Source organism: Geobacillus sp. FJAT-46040 (genome assembly GCF_002335725.1).
Lineage (GTDB): Bacteria > Bacillota > Bacilli > Bacillales > Anoxybacillaceae > Geobacillus > Geobacillus thermoleovorans.
Map to the genome: position 1 here is coordinate 2,816,215 of NZ_NISS01000001.1, position 14,644 is coordinate 2,830,858.

Sequence of the window (14,644 nt, forward strand, 5' to 3'; positions counted from 1 at the left end):
TCAATGGCGCAGCCATTACTTGATTTCGACTTTCGCGCCAGCTTCTTCGAGTTTTGCTTTGATTTCTTCTGCTTCTTCTTTCGCAATGCCTTCTTTGATCGGCTTCGGGGTGTTGTCGACCAAGTCTTTCGCTTCTTTCAGGCCGAGGCCAGTGATTTCGCGAACGACTTTGATGACTTTGATTTTTTGCGCGCCGGCGTCGGCAAGAATGACGTCGAATTCCGTTTTTTCTGCCGCTGCTTCAGCGCCAGCTGCTGCGCCGCCCGCGACAACAACCGGAGCCGCAGCTGTTACGCCGAATTCTTCCTCGATCGCTTTCACCAATTCGTTTAATTCCAATACGGTCATATTTTTCACTGCTTCAATGATTTGTTCTTTCGTCATCACAACTTCCTCCTTTGTTTTCTGAATGATTGTTAAGCACATATCGATGCGCCATTACGCGCCTTGTTCCTCTTGCTTGTCAGCCACCGCTTTAATCGCAAGCGCAAAGTTGCGGATCGGGGCTTGAAGAACGCTAAGCAACATCGAAAGCAACCCTTCGCGGGACGGGAGTTTCGCCAACGCATCGATTTCTTCTTTGCTGGCGATGTTCCCTTCGATGACGCCGCCTTTGATTTCCAATGCTTCATGCGTTTTCGCAAACTCGCTTAAAATTTTTGCCGGCGCCACGACATCTTCATTGCTGAAGGCGATGGCATTTGGACCGGTGAACACTTCATCCAGTCCTTCCAAGCCGACTTCCGCGAGCGCCCGGCGGGTCAAGGTGTTTTTGTACACTTTAAACTCGACGCCTGCCTCGCGCAGCTGTTTGCGCAACTCGGTCATTTCCGCCACGTTCAAGCCGCGGTAATCAACGATGACGGTTGCCTTGCTGGCCCGGAATTTGTCTGCGATTTCCGCGACCACTTGTTTTTTCAGTTCAATCGCGCTCGACACGTCCTGCACCTCCTGTAAGGAAAATGAGAGAATACCACTTATACCGTCTGCTCAATAAAAAACCTCCATGCCGCGTAGACATGGAGGTGTCGTTCAACGCACCGCCGCTCGTCCCCGACGCAGGGCGCGCTGTTCTATCGTCCACATACCTCGGTAGGAAATTAAGCCTCAAACAGGCACCTACTGTCTACGGTACAAATGATATTCATTTGTTCAGCCAAATGGCATTTTAACAGACGGACAAACAAAAGTCAACGGTTATTGTGCAACAGCAACCGTGGACGGGTCAACCTTGATGCCAGGGCCCATTGTCGATGTAATCGTGACGTTTTTCACGTACGTCCCTTTTGCCGCCGCCGGTTTGGCTTTCAAAATTGCTTCATAGACAGCCGCGAAGTTTTCAGCCAATTTCTCGTTGTCAAACGACACTTTGCCGATCGGAACATGGATGTTGCCCGCTTTGTCGACGCGGTATTCCACTTTACCAGCCTTGATTTCCTGCACCGCTTTTGCTACGTCAAACGTGACTGTTCCGGTTTTCGGGTTTGGCATCAACCCTTTCGGCCCTAAAATGCGGCCGAGTTTCCCGACTTCACCCATCATGTCCGGCGTAGCAACAACGACATCAAAGTCAAACCAACCTTGCTGGATTTTGTTGATATATTCTGCATCGCCGACATAGTCAGCGCCAGCCGCTTCTGCTTCTTTCGCTTTTTCCCCTTTCGCGAACACCAACACGCGCGCCACTTTCCCTGTGCCGTGCGGCAGGACGACGGCGCCGCGAATTTGTTGGTCCGCTTTTTTCGGGTCGACGCCCAAACGGAACGCCACTTCCACCGTGGCATCGAATTTCGCGATGTTCGTTTTTTTCACGAGCTCGATTGCTTCAGCAATCGGGTATGCTTTGGAGCGGTCGACGAGCTTCAATGCTTCTAAGTATTTCTTTCCTCTTTTCGGCATGTGAAAAATCCTCCTCGATTGTGGTTTTAGCGGAAAAACCTCCCACATTGAACGTTCTTCGCTTCTTTCGAAAACGAAGAAGCGGACGGATGCCCATTCATCGGGCCCGTCTTGCTGTTTTTGTTCATGGAGAGAGAGGTTGCCCAATGACGCAACCTCCCCTACAAACGACGCACCGGCTTTAGTCTTCAATCACAATGCCCATGCTGCGGGCCGTGCCTTCGATCATGCGCATGGCCGCCTCAATGCTCGCCGCATTCAAATCCGGCATTTTCAGCTCAGCGATCTCACGTACTTTGTCGCGTTTAATTGTCGCCACTTTGTTGCGGTTCGGTTCGCCGGAGCCCGATTCAATGCCCGCCGCTTTTTTCAGCAATACAGCGGCTGGCGGCGTTTTCGTGATGAATGTAAATGAACGGTCTTCAAAAACCGTAATTTCAACCGGAATGATCAACCCTGCTTGGTCCGCCGTGCGGGCATTAAACTCTTTGCAAAACGCCATAATATTGACACCGGCTTGACCCAACGCAGGACCTACTGGCGGCGCCGGATTCGCTTTCCCTGCAGGAATTTGCAGTTTGACGACCTTGATTACTTTTTTCGCCACGAGACACACCTCCTTAAGTCCGTGATGTGGTATTAGGGATTGCCCCTCCCACTCATCCGGCTCCGGTCTACTGAGCCGTTTTCCTATCTCCCGTTCAGTTGAGAGGATCAGCGTAAAAACAAAACGGCTCCCTTATACAAGTGTATAAGTTCACCGCCATATGTCTCTGTTTAAGAGACATACTGACTTTAAAATAGTATCACTTTTCCCTATCAATTGCAAGTTCTTTATCCATTAGATTTTTTCTATTTGCGAAAACTCAAGCTCCATCCGTGTTTCGCGCCCAAACATATCGACAAGCAGCTTCACTTTATGTTTATCCGGGTCAATCGCTTCAATTTTCCCTGTAAAGTTCGCAAACGGACCTTCTTTGATCCGCACCGTTTCATTTACCTCATAGTCTACGTCAACCTCGGCAAGCGGCATGCCCATCCGCTTCAAGATCATTTTTACTTCTTCCTCCATAAGCGGCGTCGGTTTCGAACCAGCTCCGCTTGAGCCGACAAATCCAGTGACGCCCGGCGTGTTGCGCACGACATACCATGAGTCATCCGTCATGACCATCTCAACGAGCACATAGCCAGGGAACACTTTCTTTTTCGTCGTTTTCCGTTTTCCGTTTTTGACGTCCGTCTCCGTCTCTTCCGGAACGACGACGCGAAAAATTTTATCTTGCATTCCCATCGATTCGACGCGTTTTTCCAAATTGGCTTTCACTTTGTTTTCATATCCCGAATATGTATGGACAACATACCAGCTTTTCTCCATCAACAAGCCTCCCCAAGGCGGTTTTCGTTTTGTTTTTTTTGCGCAAAACAAAAACCCGTTGCCGGGTTCCATACGCGCACGATTATCTTTCATTATAACATATCCTTCGTCCGCTTATTCAAACACGAGGCGAATCAACTCAGAAATGCCGAGGTCCACAACGGCAAAAAAGACGGTGAAAAACGCCACCGTGGCCAACACGACCGCCGTGTAGTTCACTAACTCCTTCCGGTTTGGCCAACTCACTTTTTTCAGCTCGCGTACGACTTCTTTTAAAAAGTTGATTACTCGCTGCATCACTCGTACCTCCATCATCGTTCAAAACTATCTCCACCGTCTATTTCGTTTCACGATGGATTGTATGTTTGTTGCATGTTGAGCAAAACTTGTTGGCCATAAGGCGCTCACCAAGGCGACGTATTTGTTTTGCTGCCGTATAGTTTCGGCTTGCGCACTGCACGCAAGCCAGCGTCACTTTTTGGCGCATCAGCATTCCACCGTTCCTGCGAGATGTCCATAAAAATTTATCATATTGGCTGTTTCGCTGTCAATGACATCTTTTGATGCGGCGTTGCGATGCTGTGAACTACCCCCACTTAATTTTCTAGCGAAAATTTGAAGTGGGGGCTTCCAAAGAAGTTTGACTGCTTCAAGCAATCCTTATTCTTTGAGGCGTGTCCACTTCGCCGCTAGAGCATAAGACACTCAGGTCTACAGCTTTACTTTTCTTTAAGATGTTTAATGCGCCATTGACATCAGCATTAATTAGTTTGCCAGACTTTTTTACTGAATCTATCCTATTTTCAGCAAAATATAGTTAAGGCGATTCATCTCCCACTTACTCCGCTTCGCTTCGTTGAAGTGGGAGTCTTCTCGCCTAATTAAGATAAACTGATCTCGCGGTATTCCAAATATTTCTCGAGCTTCCGCTTGACGCGTTGCAACGCGTTGTCGATCGACTTGACATGGCGGTTCAGCTCTTCGGAAATTTCCTGGTATGAGCGTCCATCCAAATACAAAGCGAGCACTTTCCGCTCGAGGTCGCTGAGCAGTTCCGCCATCTTTAGTTCAATATCATCGACTTCCTCGCGGTTGACAATCAATTGTTCCGGGTCCGTCACCTGCGTGCCGGACAACACATCCATCAGCGTCCGGTCAGATTCATCGTCATAAATCGGCTTATCCAAGGAAACGTAAGAGTTGAGCGGAATATGCTTTTGGCGGGTCGCCGTTTTAATCGCGGTAATCATTTGCCTTGTGATGCAAAGTTCTGCAAACGCTTTAAATGAGGAAAGCTTGTCCCCCTTAAAATCACGGACGGCCTTATACAGACCGATCATTCCTTCCTGAACGATATCTTCCCGATCAGCTCCGACTAAAAAATAGGAGCGAGCTTTGGCGCGCACAAAGTTTTGATATTTATGGATTAAAAAATCAAGTGCTTCCCCATCCCCTTCGTGAACGAGCGCAACAAGCTGCTCATCGTCCAGCTGATGATAACCTTTCCCTTTCATTGCTTTCAAGCATTCCCCCACGCGGATCCCCCCGACCGCATCAATCGCTAACATGTATTATACAGGACAAATTTTTACAGCGTCAACCGCTCATTTTTCTCCTCTTCGCCATTTTTCAAAAATTTCAGCAATCCTATCATTTAGCGGGACTTTGGAGATCGGAGTGCGTTGCCGCATCGCTTTTACTTTTTGGGAAATGTCCCGCTCAACCGTCTCGACTTCATCCAATAGCTCGCGCGCCGACTTGCGCAGGGCGCCTTGGCCGAACACCGTCCATTGTTCGGTGTAGTCGGAGGTAGCGACATACACTTTTGTGCGCGCATTCATCAATGTTTTCGCCAACCGTTCAATTCGCTCATCGGCCGTCTCATGTTCCTTTGTAAAAATGACATCGACGTCGTAATGTTTATACTTTTTCTCGTTTCCTTGCACGAGGTGGGCATCGAATACAATCACGACATGGTCCCCGGTGAATCCTTTGTAGTCAGCCATTTTTTCAATCAATAAATCCCTTGCCGCTGCCAGATCGCCCTCTTCTTTCAGCCGGCGCAGCTCCGGCCAAGCACCGATCATGTTATAGCCGTCGACAATCAAAATGTTCATTCGCTATTCTCCCAACGGATACCGCTTCCGGTACACCTCGTACATGAGCAGGCTGGCGGCGACAGAGGCATTGAGTGAGGTGACATGGCCGCGCATCGGCAACCGGAACAAGAAATCGCACTTTTCAAGCACTAGGCGGCTGATCCCTTTTCCTTCGCTCCCGATTACGAGCGCCAACGGCATCGTGCCATCGAGCGAGCGGTAGTCGTCTTGAGCCGATGCATCCGTTCCGGCTACCCACACTCCGCGCTCTTTCAGCTCGTCAATCGTCCGCGCCAAGTTTGTCACACGCGCGACCGGAACGTGCTCAATCGCCCCGGTCGACGCCTTCGCCACCGTTTGGGTCAGCCCGACCGAACGCCGCTTCGGAATAATGAGGCCGTGCGCCCCGACCGCATCAGCGGTGCGCATGATGGCCCCTAAATTATGCGGATCCTCAAGCTCATCCAAGATGAGAAAAAACGGCGCCTCGCCCCGCTCGGCGGCGCGAGCGAACAAGTCATCAATTTCATAGTAGCGGTAAGCCGCCGCCTGAGCGATCACCCCTTGATGAGCTCCTTCAGCCATCTGATCAAGCTTGCGCTTCGGGACATATTGGACGAGCACGCCCCGCCGCTTTGCCCATTCAAGCACAGGTTCGACGGTATGGCGCTGCGCCCCTTCCGCGATCCAAATTTTATTGATGTCGCGCCCGGCTTTGAGCGCTTCAATGACCGGATTTTTGCCGATAATGTAGTCCATCATTCCAACGCCCTTTCTTCCCTTTCAATAATGGCAAACGAACGGCCGATCAGCTCATCAACCCGCTTTTCATTATTAACCAAAAAATGATAACCGATGAGCGCCTCAAAGGCCGTGCTATGCCGGTATGTTTGCACATCCGTATTTTTCGGGATTGTGCCTGATTTGGCATTGCGGCCGCGGCGGACGATGTCCTTTTCCTCCTCGGTCAGGACGCCCTCGTCAAGCAACGCCAAAATCACTCGCGCTTGCGCCCGCGCCGACACATAGCGGACCGCCCGCCGATGCAGCTCATGCGGCCGCACGCTGCCGCCAGCAAGCAAATGGCGTCGCACATACACCTCGTACACGGCGTCGCCAATATAGGCAAGCGCCAGTCCATTTAACTGCTTCACATCGTTGACCGTTTCAAACTCCGCCATCATCGCGTGCTATCCCCGTTTCCATCTCGTTCCTTGCGGCGTGTCTTCCAAAATAATGTTTTTTGCTCTCAACTCGTCGCGAATGCGGTCGGCCAGCGCAAAATCGCGGTTTTTCCGCGCTTCATTGCGCTTTTGGATCAACGCCTCGATTTCCTCATCAAGCAGCTCATCCTGCTTCAAGGTGAGTCCAAGTACGTCCGCCAGCTGTTCGAACTCGCGCAAAAACGCGTGAATGACCTTCTCGGATGTCGTTTTTTCCTGCAAGTACAAGTTGGCCTGCTTCGCCAGTTCAAACAATACGGCAATGCCGTTCGCCGTGTTGAAATCGTCGTCCATTTCACGGATGAACGAGGCGCGGATGTCGGCAATGCGCGAAACCCATTCCTCGTCATTGTCCGTTAAGTTCGTGCTTGCCTGCAGGCGATGCTGCAAATTGCTGTACGCCGTCTTCAGGCGCTCGAGTCCGCGCCGCGCACTCTCAAGCAGTTCCTCGCTGTAGTTGATCGGATGGCGGTAATGCACCGACAGCATGAAAAAACGCAGCACTTGCGGGTCGATCTCCCGGATGATATCGTGAACGAGCACGAAATTGCCAAGCGACTTCGACATTTTTTCGTTGTTAATATTTAAATACCCATTGTGCAGCCAATATTTCGCGAACGGTTTGCCGGTCAGCGCCTCCGACTGGGCGATTTCGTTTTCATGGTGCGGGAATGTCAAGTCCTGGCCGCCGGCGTGGATATCGATCGTATCGCCCAAATATTTGCGCGCCATCGCCGAGCATTCGATATGCCAACCAGGCCGCCCTTTCCCCCATGGACTGTCCCAACAAATTTCTCCTTCCTTCGCTGCTTTCCAAAGGGCGAAATCAAGTGGATCGTCTTTTTTCTCCCCAATTTCGATGCGCGCCCCAGCTTGCAGCTCATCGATCGATTGATGAGACAGCTTGCCGTATTCGCGGAACTTGCGCGTCCGGTAATACACGTCGCCGTCGACTTCGTAGGCATATCCTTTGTCAATGAGCGCCTGAATGAATTCGATAATCGTATCAATGTTTTCGGTCACCCGCGGATGGATGTCCGCTTTTTTGCAGCCAAGCGCCTGAATGTCTTCAAAATACGCCTCAATAAACCGCTCAGCGATCGCCGGCACGCTCTCGCCGAGCTCGCGGGCCGCTTTGATCAGCTTGTCATCGACGTCGGTAAAGTTCGATACATACGTCACATCATAGCCGCGGAACTCCAAATAGCGGCGGATCGTGTCAAAAACGATGGCGGCCCGAGCATTGCCGATGTGAATATAATTATAGACGGTCGGGCCGCACACATACATTTTCACTTTATTCGGCTCCAGCGGCTCAAACGGTTCTTTTTTTCGCGTCAGTGTATTATAAAGCCGGATGCTGCTCATACTCGTTCTTCCTTTCTTGTTGTTTCAATGCCTCAAGCTCGCTTTTCAGCCGGGCGATTTCCTCTTCAAGCTCCCGAAACCGGTCGGCGATCGGGTCAGGAAGGTCGGTATGGTTTAAATCTTTCTTCACTTTCACCCCGTCGCGCACAACGACGCGGCCCGGAATGCCAACGACGGTCGAATTGGGCGGTACGTCTTTTAACACGACCGACCCAGCGCCGATTTTCGAGTTTTCCCCGATCGTAATCGAACCGAGCACTTTCGCGCCGGCAGCGATCAAACAGTTGTCTTTGATCGTCGGGTGCCGCTTCCCTTTTTCTTTCCCTGTCCCGCCTAATGTGACCCCTTGATAGACAGTGACATTGTCGCCGATTTCGCACGTTTCGCCGATCACCACGCCCATGCCGTGGTCGATGAAAAAGCGGCGGCCGATTTTCGCGCCCGGATGGATTTCAATGCCAGTGAAAAAGCGGCTGATTTGCGAAATCAAGCGGGCAAGAAAGTAAAATTTCCGCTTGTAAAGCGCATGGGCGATCCGATGCGCCCAGATGGCATGCAGGCCGGAATACGTTAAAATGACTTCCAAATAGCTTCTCGCCGCCGGGTCTTGCTCAAAAATGACCTCAATATCCTCTTTTAACGTTTTAAACATAATGTCCTCCCTCCATCCCTCTAAGTTGTCTTGAATAAAAAAGCGTCCCTGTGCCGCAGACACAGAGACGCTTTTGGCGCGGTTCCACTCTGTTTAGCGAAACGGGGCGCCGTTTCGCTCACTCGATTCCGATAACGGAGATGCTCCGCTCCCCTCTACTGCAGAACGTCTCTGTTCCGGTTCGAAAGGAGACTCCGAGGCGCACTTCAGACAGCACCGAACATAAGCCGCTTCCAGCCAAGGCGGCTCTCTCTGGGATGCCGATGCTTCCTACTTCTCCTCGTCAACGCTTTTTCTTTATGCGCTTGTTCCATCGAAACTTTATATTATTATACCACATCCATCATGCAAACGTGCATAGAGGCCGATTAAAATTTTTCTTGCAACGCCCGCTCCAGCCGCTCGATCACTTTTTCTTTGCCGAGCAACTGAATGGCAAACGGCAGCTCCGGTCCGTGCGTTTGTCCCGTCACCGCCGCGCGGATCGGCATAAACAACTTTTTCCCTTTTTGCCCGGTCGCCTTTTGCACCGCTTTAATGGCCGCTTTAATCTCGTCTGCCGTAAACGGCTCAAGCTCACGCACGTTCTCAAGGAAGGTGGAAAGCACAGCCGGCACTTGCTCTTCAGCAAGCACTTGACGCGCCTCGTCCTCGTAGTCGATTTCTTCTTTAAAGAACAGCTCAGACAGCGGGACGATCTCCGCACCGTAGCTCATTTGCTCTTGATACAAAGCAATTAAATCGCGCGCCCATTGCCGCTGTTCGTCCGTCATATCCGCCGGCAGGCGCCCGGCTTTCACTAAATGCGGCAAGGCCAGCTCGACAAGCCGGTCAAGATCAAGTTTTTTGATATATCGGTTGTTCATCCATGTCAGCTTTTTCGTATCAAACATGGACGGCGATTTTGACAGCCGGGAGACATCGAACATGCGGATCAGTTCGTCTTTCGTAAAAATTTCTTCCTCTCCTTCCGGCGACCAGCCAAGCAAAGCGAAAAAGTTGAACATCGCTTCCGGCAAATAGCCAAGTTCTTTGTATTGCGAGACGAACTGAATGATTGATTCATCGCGCTTCGACAGCTTTTTCCGCTGCTCGTTGACGATCAACGTCAAGTGCGCGAACTGCGGCGGCTCCCAGCCGAAATACTCGTATACCATGAGCTGCTTCGGCGTATTGGACAAATGTTCCTCACCGCGAAACACATGGCTGATTTCCATTAAATGGTCGTCGATGACAACAGCGAAATTGTATGTCGGAATGCCATTCGCCTTGACAATCACCCAATCGCCGCCGACATCTTTCGATTCAAACACCACTTTGCCGCGCACTAAATCGTAAAACTCGTACGTTTTCCCTTCCGGCACCTTCAGGCGGATCGTATACGGCTTCCCTTGCGCCTCGAGCTCCGCGACCTGCTCCGGCGTCAAATGGCGGCATTTGCCGCTGTACTGCGGAGCGGCGATGCCGGCCGCCCGCTGCGCCTCCCGCTCGCGCTCGAGCTCTTCCGGCGTGCAAAAACATTTGTACGCATGCCCTTGCTCAAGCAATTCATTCACATATTTTCGGTAAATATCGAGCCGCTCCGTTTGCCGGTACGGCCCGTAGCCGCCATCTTGATCAATCGATTCATCATAATCAATGCCGAGCCATTTTAAGTTTTCGAGCTGCGACTTTTCGCCGCCTTCGACGTTCCGTTCAATATCCGTATCCTCGATGCGGACGATCATTTTTCCACCGTGATGGCGGGCAAACAAATAGTTAAACAGCGCTGTCCGCGCCCCGCCGATATGCAAATGGCCGGTTGGGCTCGGCGCATAGCGCACGCGCACCTCTTTTGCCATCATCCAAACCCTCCACTTCCATCAAAGCTTGTGCCATTATTGTACCGTTTATCGCGGCAAAGTTCAAAACAGACAGCTCTCACCTAAGCCGCACCACGCCGCCGACGCCCCCCTTTACACCTCCTAGCCAGGACGGCGAACAAAGCGCTTATGTATTAAAGAACGAGGCCTTCCCAAATGATGCTGCCAAAGGCCGCTCCATTAGCTTTTTTGCAGCAAGACGACCGCCTGGGCGGCAATGCCTTCCCCCCGCCCAGTGAATCCAAGCTTCTCCGTCGTCGTTGCCTTCACATTGACTTGCGAGCGCTCGGCTTCCAGCAACCGAGCAATCACCGCCCTCATTTCTTCAATATATGGCGCCAGCTTCGGCTTTTGTGCGATGATCGTGCAGTCGGCGTTCACGAGCCTATACCCTTCCTGCCGAGCGAGCGCCCATACGTGCGCCAACAGCTCAGCCGAGTCGGCATCTTTAAAGCGCGGATCTGTGTCTGGAAAATGCCGGCCGATATCGCCGGCGCCGATCGCCCCAAGGCATGCGTCCGCCACCGCATGAAGCAGCACGTCGGCATCTGAGTGGCCGAGCAGCCCCTTTTCATACGGAATAGTAACGCCGCCAATGATCAGCGGACGCCCTTCAACAAGCTGATGGACGTCAAACCCTTGTCCAATGCGAAACATCTCTCCACCCCCATCTATTCGGCCATCCGGCTTGCCAAAATCGCTTCAGCAAACAAAAGGTCCTCCGGCGTCGTCAGCTTAATATTGCGATAATCCCCCTCAATGATCTTCACCGGCTTGCCGATTCGCTCCACAAGGCTGGCGTCATCCGTGCCGAGATAGCCAGCCTGTTTCGCCGCTTCGTGCGCTTCCATGATCAAAGACAGACGAAAAGCTTGTGGCGTCTGCACCGCCCACAAGCTGGAACGATCAATCGTCTGTTTGACAAACAAACCGTTCGCTTTTTTGATCGTATCTTTCACCCGCACTGCCGGGATCGCCGCCCCGTACTGAACAGCGGCGTTCACTAGCTCGTGCAAATGATGGACGCGGACAAACGGGCGGGCGCCGTCATGGATGAGAACAATCTCCTCCCCCGCGAGCGCCTGCAATCCGTTATAGACGCTATGCTGCCGCTCCTCGCCGCCGTCGGTAAGCGCGGCGACTTTTTGAATGCGAAAGCGGGCGAGCAGCTGCTCAAATCGGCTTCGCTCGGCTGGGTTGACGACGAGCACGATGCGGGTGCACCGCTCATCGCGCTCAAACACGTTCAGCGTCCGAACGATGAGCGGCTCACCGCCAAGCTCAAGGAATTGCTTGTTCATGCCGGCGTTCATCCGCTTTCCTCGCCCGGCCGCCAAGACAATCGCTTCGTAATTCATTGGCCGTTTCCCCTATTCGTTTTACAACGCTTTTTGCAGCAGTTTCAATTTGGCAAAAATCATTCTCCCTGCAGATGTTTGTAACACGCTGGTGACTAAAACGTCAACCCGTTTGCCGATATATTCTTTGCCATCTTCAACGACGATCATCGTCCCGTCGTCCAAATAGGCCACGCCTTGGTTATGCTCCTTCCCATCTTTAATGACGTGTACGTTCAGCTCCTCGCCTGGCAACACGACCGGTTTGACGGCATTCGCTAAATCGTTGATATTCAAAACACGCACGTTTTGCAGCTCACATACTTTGTTTAAATTGAAATCGTTCGTCACGACAACGCCTTGAAGCTGCTTCGCCAGCTTGACGAGTTTGCTGTCGACTTCCTGGACGTCGCTGAAATCCGCTTCATGGATTTCCACTTTCATCGCCATTTCTTTTTGGATGCGGTTCAAAATATCCAAGCCGCGGCGGCCGCGGTTCCGCTTCAGCACATCGGACGAATCGGCGATATGCTGCAATTCTTCGAGCACAAACCGCGGAATGACAAGCGGCCCTTCCAAAAACCCGGTTTGGCAAATGTCTGCGATCCGCCCGTCGATGATGACGCTCGTATCCAAAATTTTCACAGCACCGCCCTTTGACGGTTCGTTTTCCGCTTCTCCACCTTTTTTCTTCGCCATGCGATTGGACAAGGAAAATAAGTTCATCAACTCATTCCGTTTCTTTAAACCGACGCGAAACCCTAAGTAGCCAAGCAACACCGTCAAAAAAATCGGCAACACCGTATTCAACACTTGAATGTGAAACGACTGCAACGGCATGACAACGAAAAACGCGATAATAAGACCGAAAATCAGCCCGAGACTGCCAAACAGCACGTCGGCGGCCGGCGCCCTCACGAGCGTTTCCTCCACCCAGCGAATCATGTCGACCACATAATCGACAAGCCAAAACGTCAACAAAAAGAAAACGACTGCCCCCAGCACCGCCAGCGTATAAGAATTATTGAGAAGCGGCATGCCGCTCACATTCATCACCTTAAGCAAGTCAGGAAAAAACATGGCGCCTAACGTTCCGCCCACGGCGAGGAAAAATAATTGCACAATGCGTTTGACCATCAGCCCATCTTCACCTCCCTATTTAACATTATAAACAGTTTCCAATGTTTGAAACCAATTGGAAGGCAATTTTTAATCGTTTTTGAACATTCGACATCTGCTTGTAACAATAGCAGAAAACGCCGGCCAAACGCCGTAGTTGTTTCGGATCTCCCTACTATATTTTTACGTACATCAGAGCGAAAAGGTTCAATCCTTTTAGGCTGTTTATGCCTCTGCTTGAGCACTTAAGAATGAAGAGGCGATGAATTTTTGATCGCTCATATCCCCTTGGACACGAAGAAGCGGGCCGCGCAGGCGAAAGAGCGATTAACACATTGTATGCTCAAGCGCCTCGGCCACATGCGAAACACCGATCACTTGCACACCTTTTGGCGGCTGCCAGCCGGCTAAATTGTTTTTTGGCACAATGATACGGGAAAATCCTAATTTTACCGCCTCCTGCACGCGCTGTTCGATGCGCGAGACGCGGCGCACCTCTCCAGTTAAGCCGACTTCGCCGATAATGACATCCGCCGGATTCGTCGGCCGATCGCGAAAGCTCGAGGCGATGCTGACAGCGACCGCCAAGTCAATTGCCGGCTCATCAAGCTTCACGCCGCCCGCCACTTTCAAATAAGCATCTTGGTTTTGCAACAGCAGCCCAACCCGCTTTTCGAGCACGGCCATCAAAAGCGACACACGGTTATGGTCAAGGCCGGTCGCCATCCGTCTCGGGTTGCCGAAGCTCGTCGGCGAGACGAGCGCCTGGATTTCCACGAGCACCGGCCGCGTCCCTTCCATCGCCGCCACGACCGTCGAGCCAGCCGCTCCGCGCGACCGTTCTTCTAAAAACACTTCTGATGGGTTTTCCACTTCCTTCAGCCCAATGTCGCGCATCTCAAAAATGCCGATTTCGTTCGTTGAGCCAAAACGGTTTTTCACCGCTCGCAAAATGCGATACGTATGGTGTCGCTCCCCTTCAAAATAGAGAACGGTGTCCACCATATGTTCGAGCAGGCGCGGCCCGGCGATCGCCCCTTCCTTCGTCACATGACCGACGATAAAAATGGCAATGCCTTTTGTTTTCGCCAGCTTCATCAGCTCGGCCGTGCATTCGCGCACTTGGGCGACGCTGCCCGGTGCAGAGGAAATATCGGTGCGATACACCGTCTGAATCGAATCAATGATGACACAAGCAGGTTGAACCGTTTCAACCGCTGCCACAATGTATTCCAAATCTGCTTCCGCCAACACGTACAGCTGATCGCACTCCGCACGAAGGCGTCCAGCGCGCAGCTTTACTTGTTTGACCGATTCCTCACCGGAGACATACAGCACTTGATGCCCAGCGGCGGCCAGCTGCGCCGATGTTTGCAAAAGCAACGTTGATTTGCCAATGCCAGGGTCGCCGCCGATCAAAACGAGCGAACCTTTGACGATTCCACCGCCCAGCACGCGATCGAGCTCCGCGCTGTTCGTTTTCATGCGCGGCTCTTGCACCGCCTCCACGGCTGTAATCGGGACCGGTTTGGCCGAACCCGCCCGCTCCGAATGAAGAAATGCGCCGCGCACAGTCGGTTTCTCCTGCTCAATTTCCTCAACAAACGAATTCCATGTTTGGCATCCCGGACAGCGTCCAAGCCATTTGGCCGACTCATATCCACACTCTTGGCAAACGAACTTCGTTTTCTTCTTCGCCATCGATCTTAA

The 14,644-nt window shown here is 51.9% G+C and carries 18 protein-coding genes, 1 pseudogene and 2 other annotated features; all 19 genes and pseudogenes read right to left on the reverse strand.

What is annotated here, in order from left to right; translation table 11 throughout:
- Window positions 1–15: 15 nt before the first annotated feature.
- The gene (gene rplL, locus CD000_RS15045; protein WP_012820484.1) at window positions 16–384 is read right to left on the reverse strand and encodes a 50S ribosomal protein L7/L12; all 369 of its coding nucleotides are present in this window, start codon (window positions 382–384) and stop codon (window positions 16–18) included.
- Window positions 385–438: 54 nt separating this feature from the next.
- Complete coding sequence (gene rplJ, locus CD000_RS15050; RefSeq protein ID WP_011229610.1) at window positions 439–939, reverse strand: 50S ribosomal protein L10; 501 nt, start codon at window positions 937–939, stop codon at window positions 439–441.
- A 47-nt stretch (window positions 940–986) separates the two neighbouring features.
- Window positions 987–1,150: a sequence feature (ribosomal protein L10 leader region), on the reverse strand.
- A gap of 47 nt (window positions 1,151–1,197) precedes the next feature.
- The gene (gene rplA / locus CD000_RS15055; protein ID WP_011229609.1) at window positions 1,198–1,899 is read right to left on the reverse strand and encodes a 50S ribosomal protein L1; all 702 of its coding nucleotides are present in this window, start codon (window positions 1,897–1,899) and stop codon (window positions 1,198–1,200) included.
- A gap of 181 nt (window positions 1,900–2,080) precedes the next feature.
- Complete coding sequence (gene rplK / locus CD000_RS15060; protein ID WP_011229608.1) at window positions 2,081–2,506, reverse strand: 50S ribosomal protein L11; 426 nt, start codon at window positions 2,504–2,506, stop codon at window positions 2,081–2,083.
- A gap of 234 nt (window positions 2,507–2,740) precedes the next feature.
- Complete coding sequence (gene nusG / locus CD000_RS15065; protein ID WP_096226308.1) at window positions 2,741–3,274, reverse strand: transcription termination/antitermination protein NusG; 534 nt, start codon at window positions 3,272–3,274, stop codon at window positions 2,741–2,743.
- Window positions 3,275–3,388: 114 nt separating this feature from the next.
- Entirely contained in the window at window positions 3,389–3,571 is a 183-nt protein-coding gene (gene secE / locus CD000_RS15070) for a preprotein translocase subunit SecE (protein WP_012820481.1), read from the reverse strand.
- 40 nt (window positions 3,572–3,611) lie between these two features.
- Window positions 3,612–3,767 carry a 50S ribosomal protein L33 gene (rpmG, locus tag CD000_RS15075; RefSeq protein WP_369792889.1) on the reverse strand — a complete coding sequence of 52 codons (156 nt, stop codon included), beginning with the start codon at window positions 3,765–3,767 and terminating at the stop codon, window positions 3,612–3,614.
- A 156-nt stretch (window positions 3,768–3,923) separates the two neighbouring features.
- Window positions 3,924–4,055, reverse strand: a pseudogene (locus CD000_RS19300) (RNA-guided endonuclease TnpB family protein); the annotation flags it as partial.
- 100 nt (window positions 4,056–4,155) lie between these two features.
- A complete protein-coding gene (gene sigH, locus CD000_RS15080) occupies window positions 4,156–4,842 on the reverse strand; it encodes an RNA polymerase sporulation sigma factor SigH (protein WP_198962519.1) in 687 nt (228 codons plus the stop codon).
- Window positions 4,843–4,878: 36 nt separating this feature from the next.
- Window positions 4,879–5,391 carry an NYN domain-containing protein gene (locus tag CD000_RS15085; protein ID WP_011229603.1) on the reverse strand — a complete coding sequence of 171 codons (513 nt, stop codon included), beginning with the start codon at window positions 5,389–5,391 and terminating at the stop codon, window positions 4,879–4,881.
- Window positions 5,392–5,394: 3 nt separating this feature from the next.
- Window positions 5,395–6,132, reverse strand: a complete 738-nt coding sequence (gene rlmB, locus CD000_RS15090) for a 23S rRNA (guanosine(2251)-2'-O)-methyltransferase RlmB (RefSeq protein WP_011229602.1) — start codon at window positions 6,130–6,132, stop codon at window positions 5,395–5,397.
- Complete coding sequence (locus CD000_RS15095) at window positions 6,132–6,557, reverse strand: Mini-ribonuclease 3 (RefSeq protein WP_012820476.1); 426 nt, start codon at window positions 6,555–6,557, stop codon at window positions 6,132–6,134. Before CD000_RS15095 ends, rlmB begins: the two co-directional genes overlap by 1 nt.
- A 6-nt stretch (window positions 6,558–6,563) precedes the next feature.
- On the reverse strand, window positions 6,564–7,964 hold the full coding sequence (gene cysS, locus CD000_RS15100) for a cysteine--tRNA ligase (protein ID WP_011229600.1): 1,401 nt from the start codon (window positions 7,962–7,964) through the stop codon (window positions 6,564–6,566).
- Window positions 7,942–8,679 carry a serine O-acetyltransferase gene (gene cysE / locus CD000_RS15105; RefSeq protein WP_075261495.1) on the reverse strand — a complete coding sequence of 246 codons (738 nt, stop codon included), beginning with the start codon at window positions 8,677–8,679 and terminating at the stop codon, window positions 7,942–7,944. Before cysE ends, cysS begins: the two co-directional genes overlap by 23 nt.
- Window positions 8,677–8,912, reverse strand: a binding site (T-box leader). Its footprint overlaps the gene before it by 3 nt.
- A gap of 72 nt (window positions 8,913–8,984) precedes the next feature.
- The gene (gene gltX, locus CD000_RS15110; protein WP_096226309.1) at window positions 8,985–10,457 is read right to left on the reverse strand and encodes a glutamate--tRNA ligase; all 1,473 of its coding nucleotides are present in this window, start codon (window positions 10,455–10,457) and stop codon (window positions 8,985–8,987) included.
- Window positions 10,458–10,658: 201 nt separating this feature from the next.
- Window positions 10,659–11,135, reverse strand: a complete 477-nt coding sequence (ispF, locus tag CD000_RS15115; RefSeq protein ID WP_011229597.1) for a 2-C-methyl-D-erythritol 2,4-cyclodiphosphate synthase — start codon at window positions 11,133–11,135, stop codon at window positions 10,659–10,661.
- Between the two features lie 14 nt (window positions 11,136–11,149).
- A complete protein-coding gene (ispD, locus tag CD000_RS15120; protein ID WP_096225959.1) occupies window positions 11,150–11,836 on the reverse strand; it encodes a 2-C-methyl-D-erythritol 4-phosphate cytidylyltransferase in 687 nt (228 codons plus the stop codon).
- 21 nt (window positions 11,837–11,857) lie between these two features.
- Window positions 11,858–12,952: a PIN/TRAM domain-containing protein gene (locus tag CD000_RS15125; protein WP_096225960.1), complete on the reverse strand. Its 1,095-nt coding sequence runs from the start codon at window positions 12,950–12,952 to the stop codon at window positions 11,858–11,860.
- Window positions 12,953–13,261: 309 nt separating this feature from the next.
- Window positions 13,262–14,635: a DNA repair protein RadA gene (gene radA, locus CD000_RS15130; protein ID WP_011229594.1), complete on the reverse strand. Its 1,374-nt coding sequence runs from the start codon at window positions 14,633–14,635 to the stop codon at window positions 13,262–13,264.
- Window positions 14,636–14,644: the final 9 nt, after the last annotated feature.

What these genes read in the sequence shown, in the direction of transcription:
- rplL (WP_012820484.1), bottom strand. Translation starts at nt 384, where the DNA reads ATGACGAAAGAACAAATCATTGAAGCAGTGAAAAATATGACCGTATTG.
- rplA (WP_011229609.1), bottom strand. Translation starts at nt 1,899, where the DNA reads ATGCCGAAAAGAGGAAAGAAATACTTAGAAGCATTGAAGCTCGTCGAC.
- nusG (WP_096226308.1), bottom strand. Translation starts at nt 3,274, where the DNA reads ATGGAGAAAAGCTGGTATGTTGTCCATACATATTCGGGATATGAAAAC.
- secE (WP_012820481.1), bottom strand. Translation starts at nt 3,571, where the DNA reads ATGCAGCGAGTAATCAACTTTTTAAAAGAAGTCGTACGCGAGCTGAAA.
- rpmG (WP_369792889.1), bottom strand. Translation starts at nt 3,767, where the DNA reads ATGCTGATGCGCCAAAAAGTGACGCTGGCTTGCGTGCAGTGCGCAAGC.
- sigH (WP_198962519.1), bottom strand. Translation starts at nt 4,842, where the DNA reads ATGTTAGCGATTGATGCGGTCGGGGGGATCCGCGTGGGGGAATGCTTG.
- CD000_RS15085 (WP_011229603.1), bottom strand. Translation starts at nt 5,391, where the DNA reads ATGAACATTTTGATTGTCGACGGCTATAACATGATCGGTGCTTGGCCG.
- rlmB (WP_011229602.1), bottom strand. Translation starts at nt 6,132, where the DNA reads ATGGACTACATTATCGGCAAAAATCCGGTCATTGAAGCGCTCAAAGCC.
- CD000_RS15095 (WP_012820476.1), bottom strand. Translation starts at nt 6,557, where the DNA reads ATGATGGCGGAGTTTGAAACGGTCAACGATGTGAAGCAGTTAAATGGA.
- cysS (WP_011229600.1), bottom strand. Translation starts at nt 7,964, where the DNA reads ATGAGCAGCATCCGGCTTTATAATACACTGACGCGAAAAAAAGAACCG.
- gltX (WP_096226309.1), bottom strand. Translation starts at nt 10,457, where the DNA reads ATGGCAAAAGAGGTGCGCGTGCGCTATGCGCCGAGCCCAACCGGCCAT.
- ispF (WP_011229597.1), bottom strand. Translation starts at nt 11,135, where the DNA reads ATGTTTCGCATTGGACAAGGGTTTGACGTCCATCAGCTTGTTGAAGGG.
- ispD (WP_096225959.1), bottom strand. Translation starts at nt 11,836, where the DNA reads ATGAATTACGAAGCGATTGTCTTGGCGGCCGGGCGAGGAAAGCGGATG.
- CD000_RS15125 (WP_096225960.1), bottom strand. Translation starts at nt 12,952, where the DNA reads ATGGTCAAACGCATTGTGCAATTATTTTTCCTCGCCGTGGGCGGAACG.
- radA (WP_011229594.1), bottom strand. Translation starts at nt 14,635, where the DNA reads ATGGCGAAGAAGAAAACGAAGTTCGTTTGCCAAGAGTGTGGATATGAG.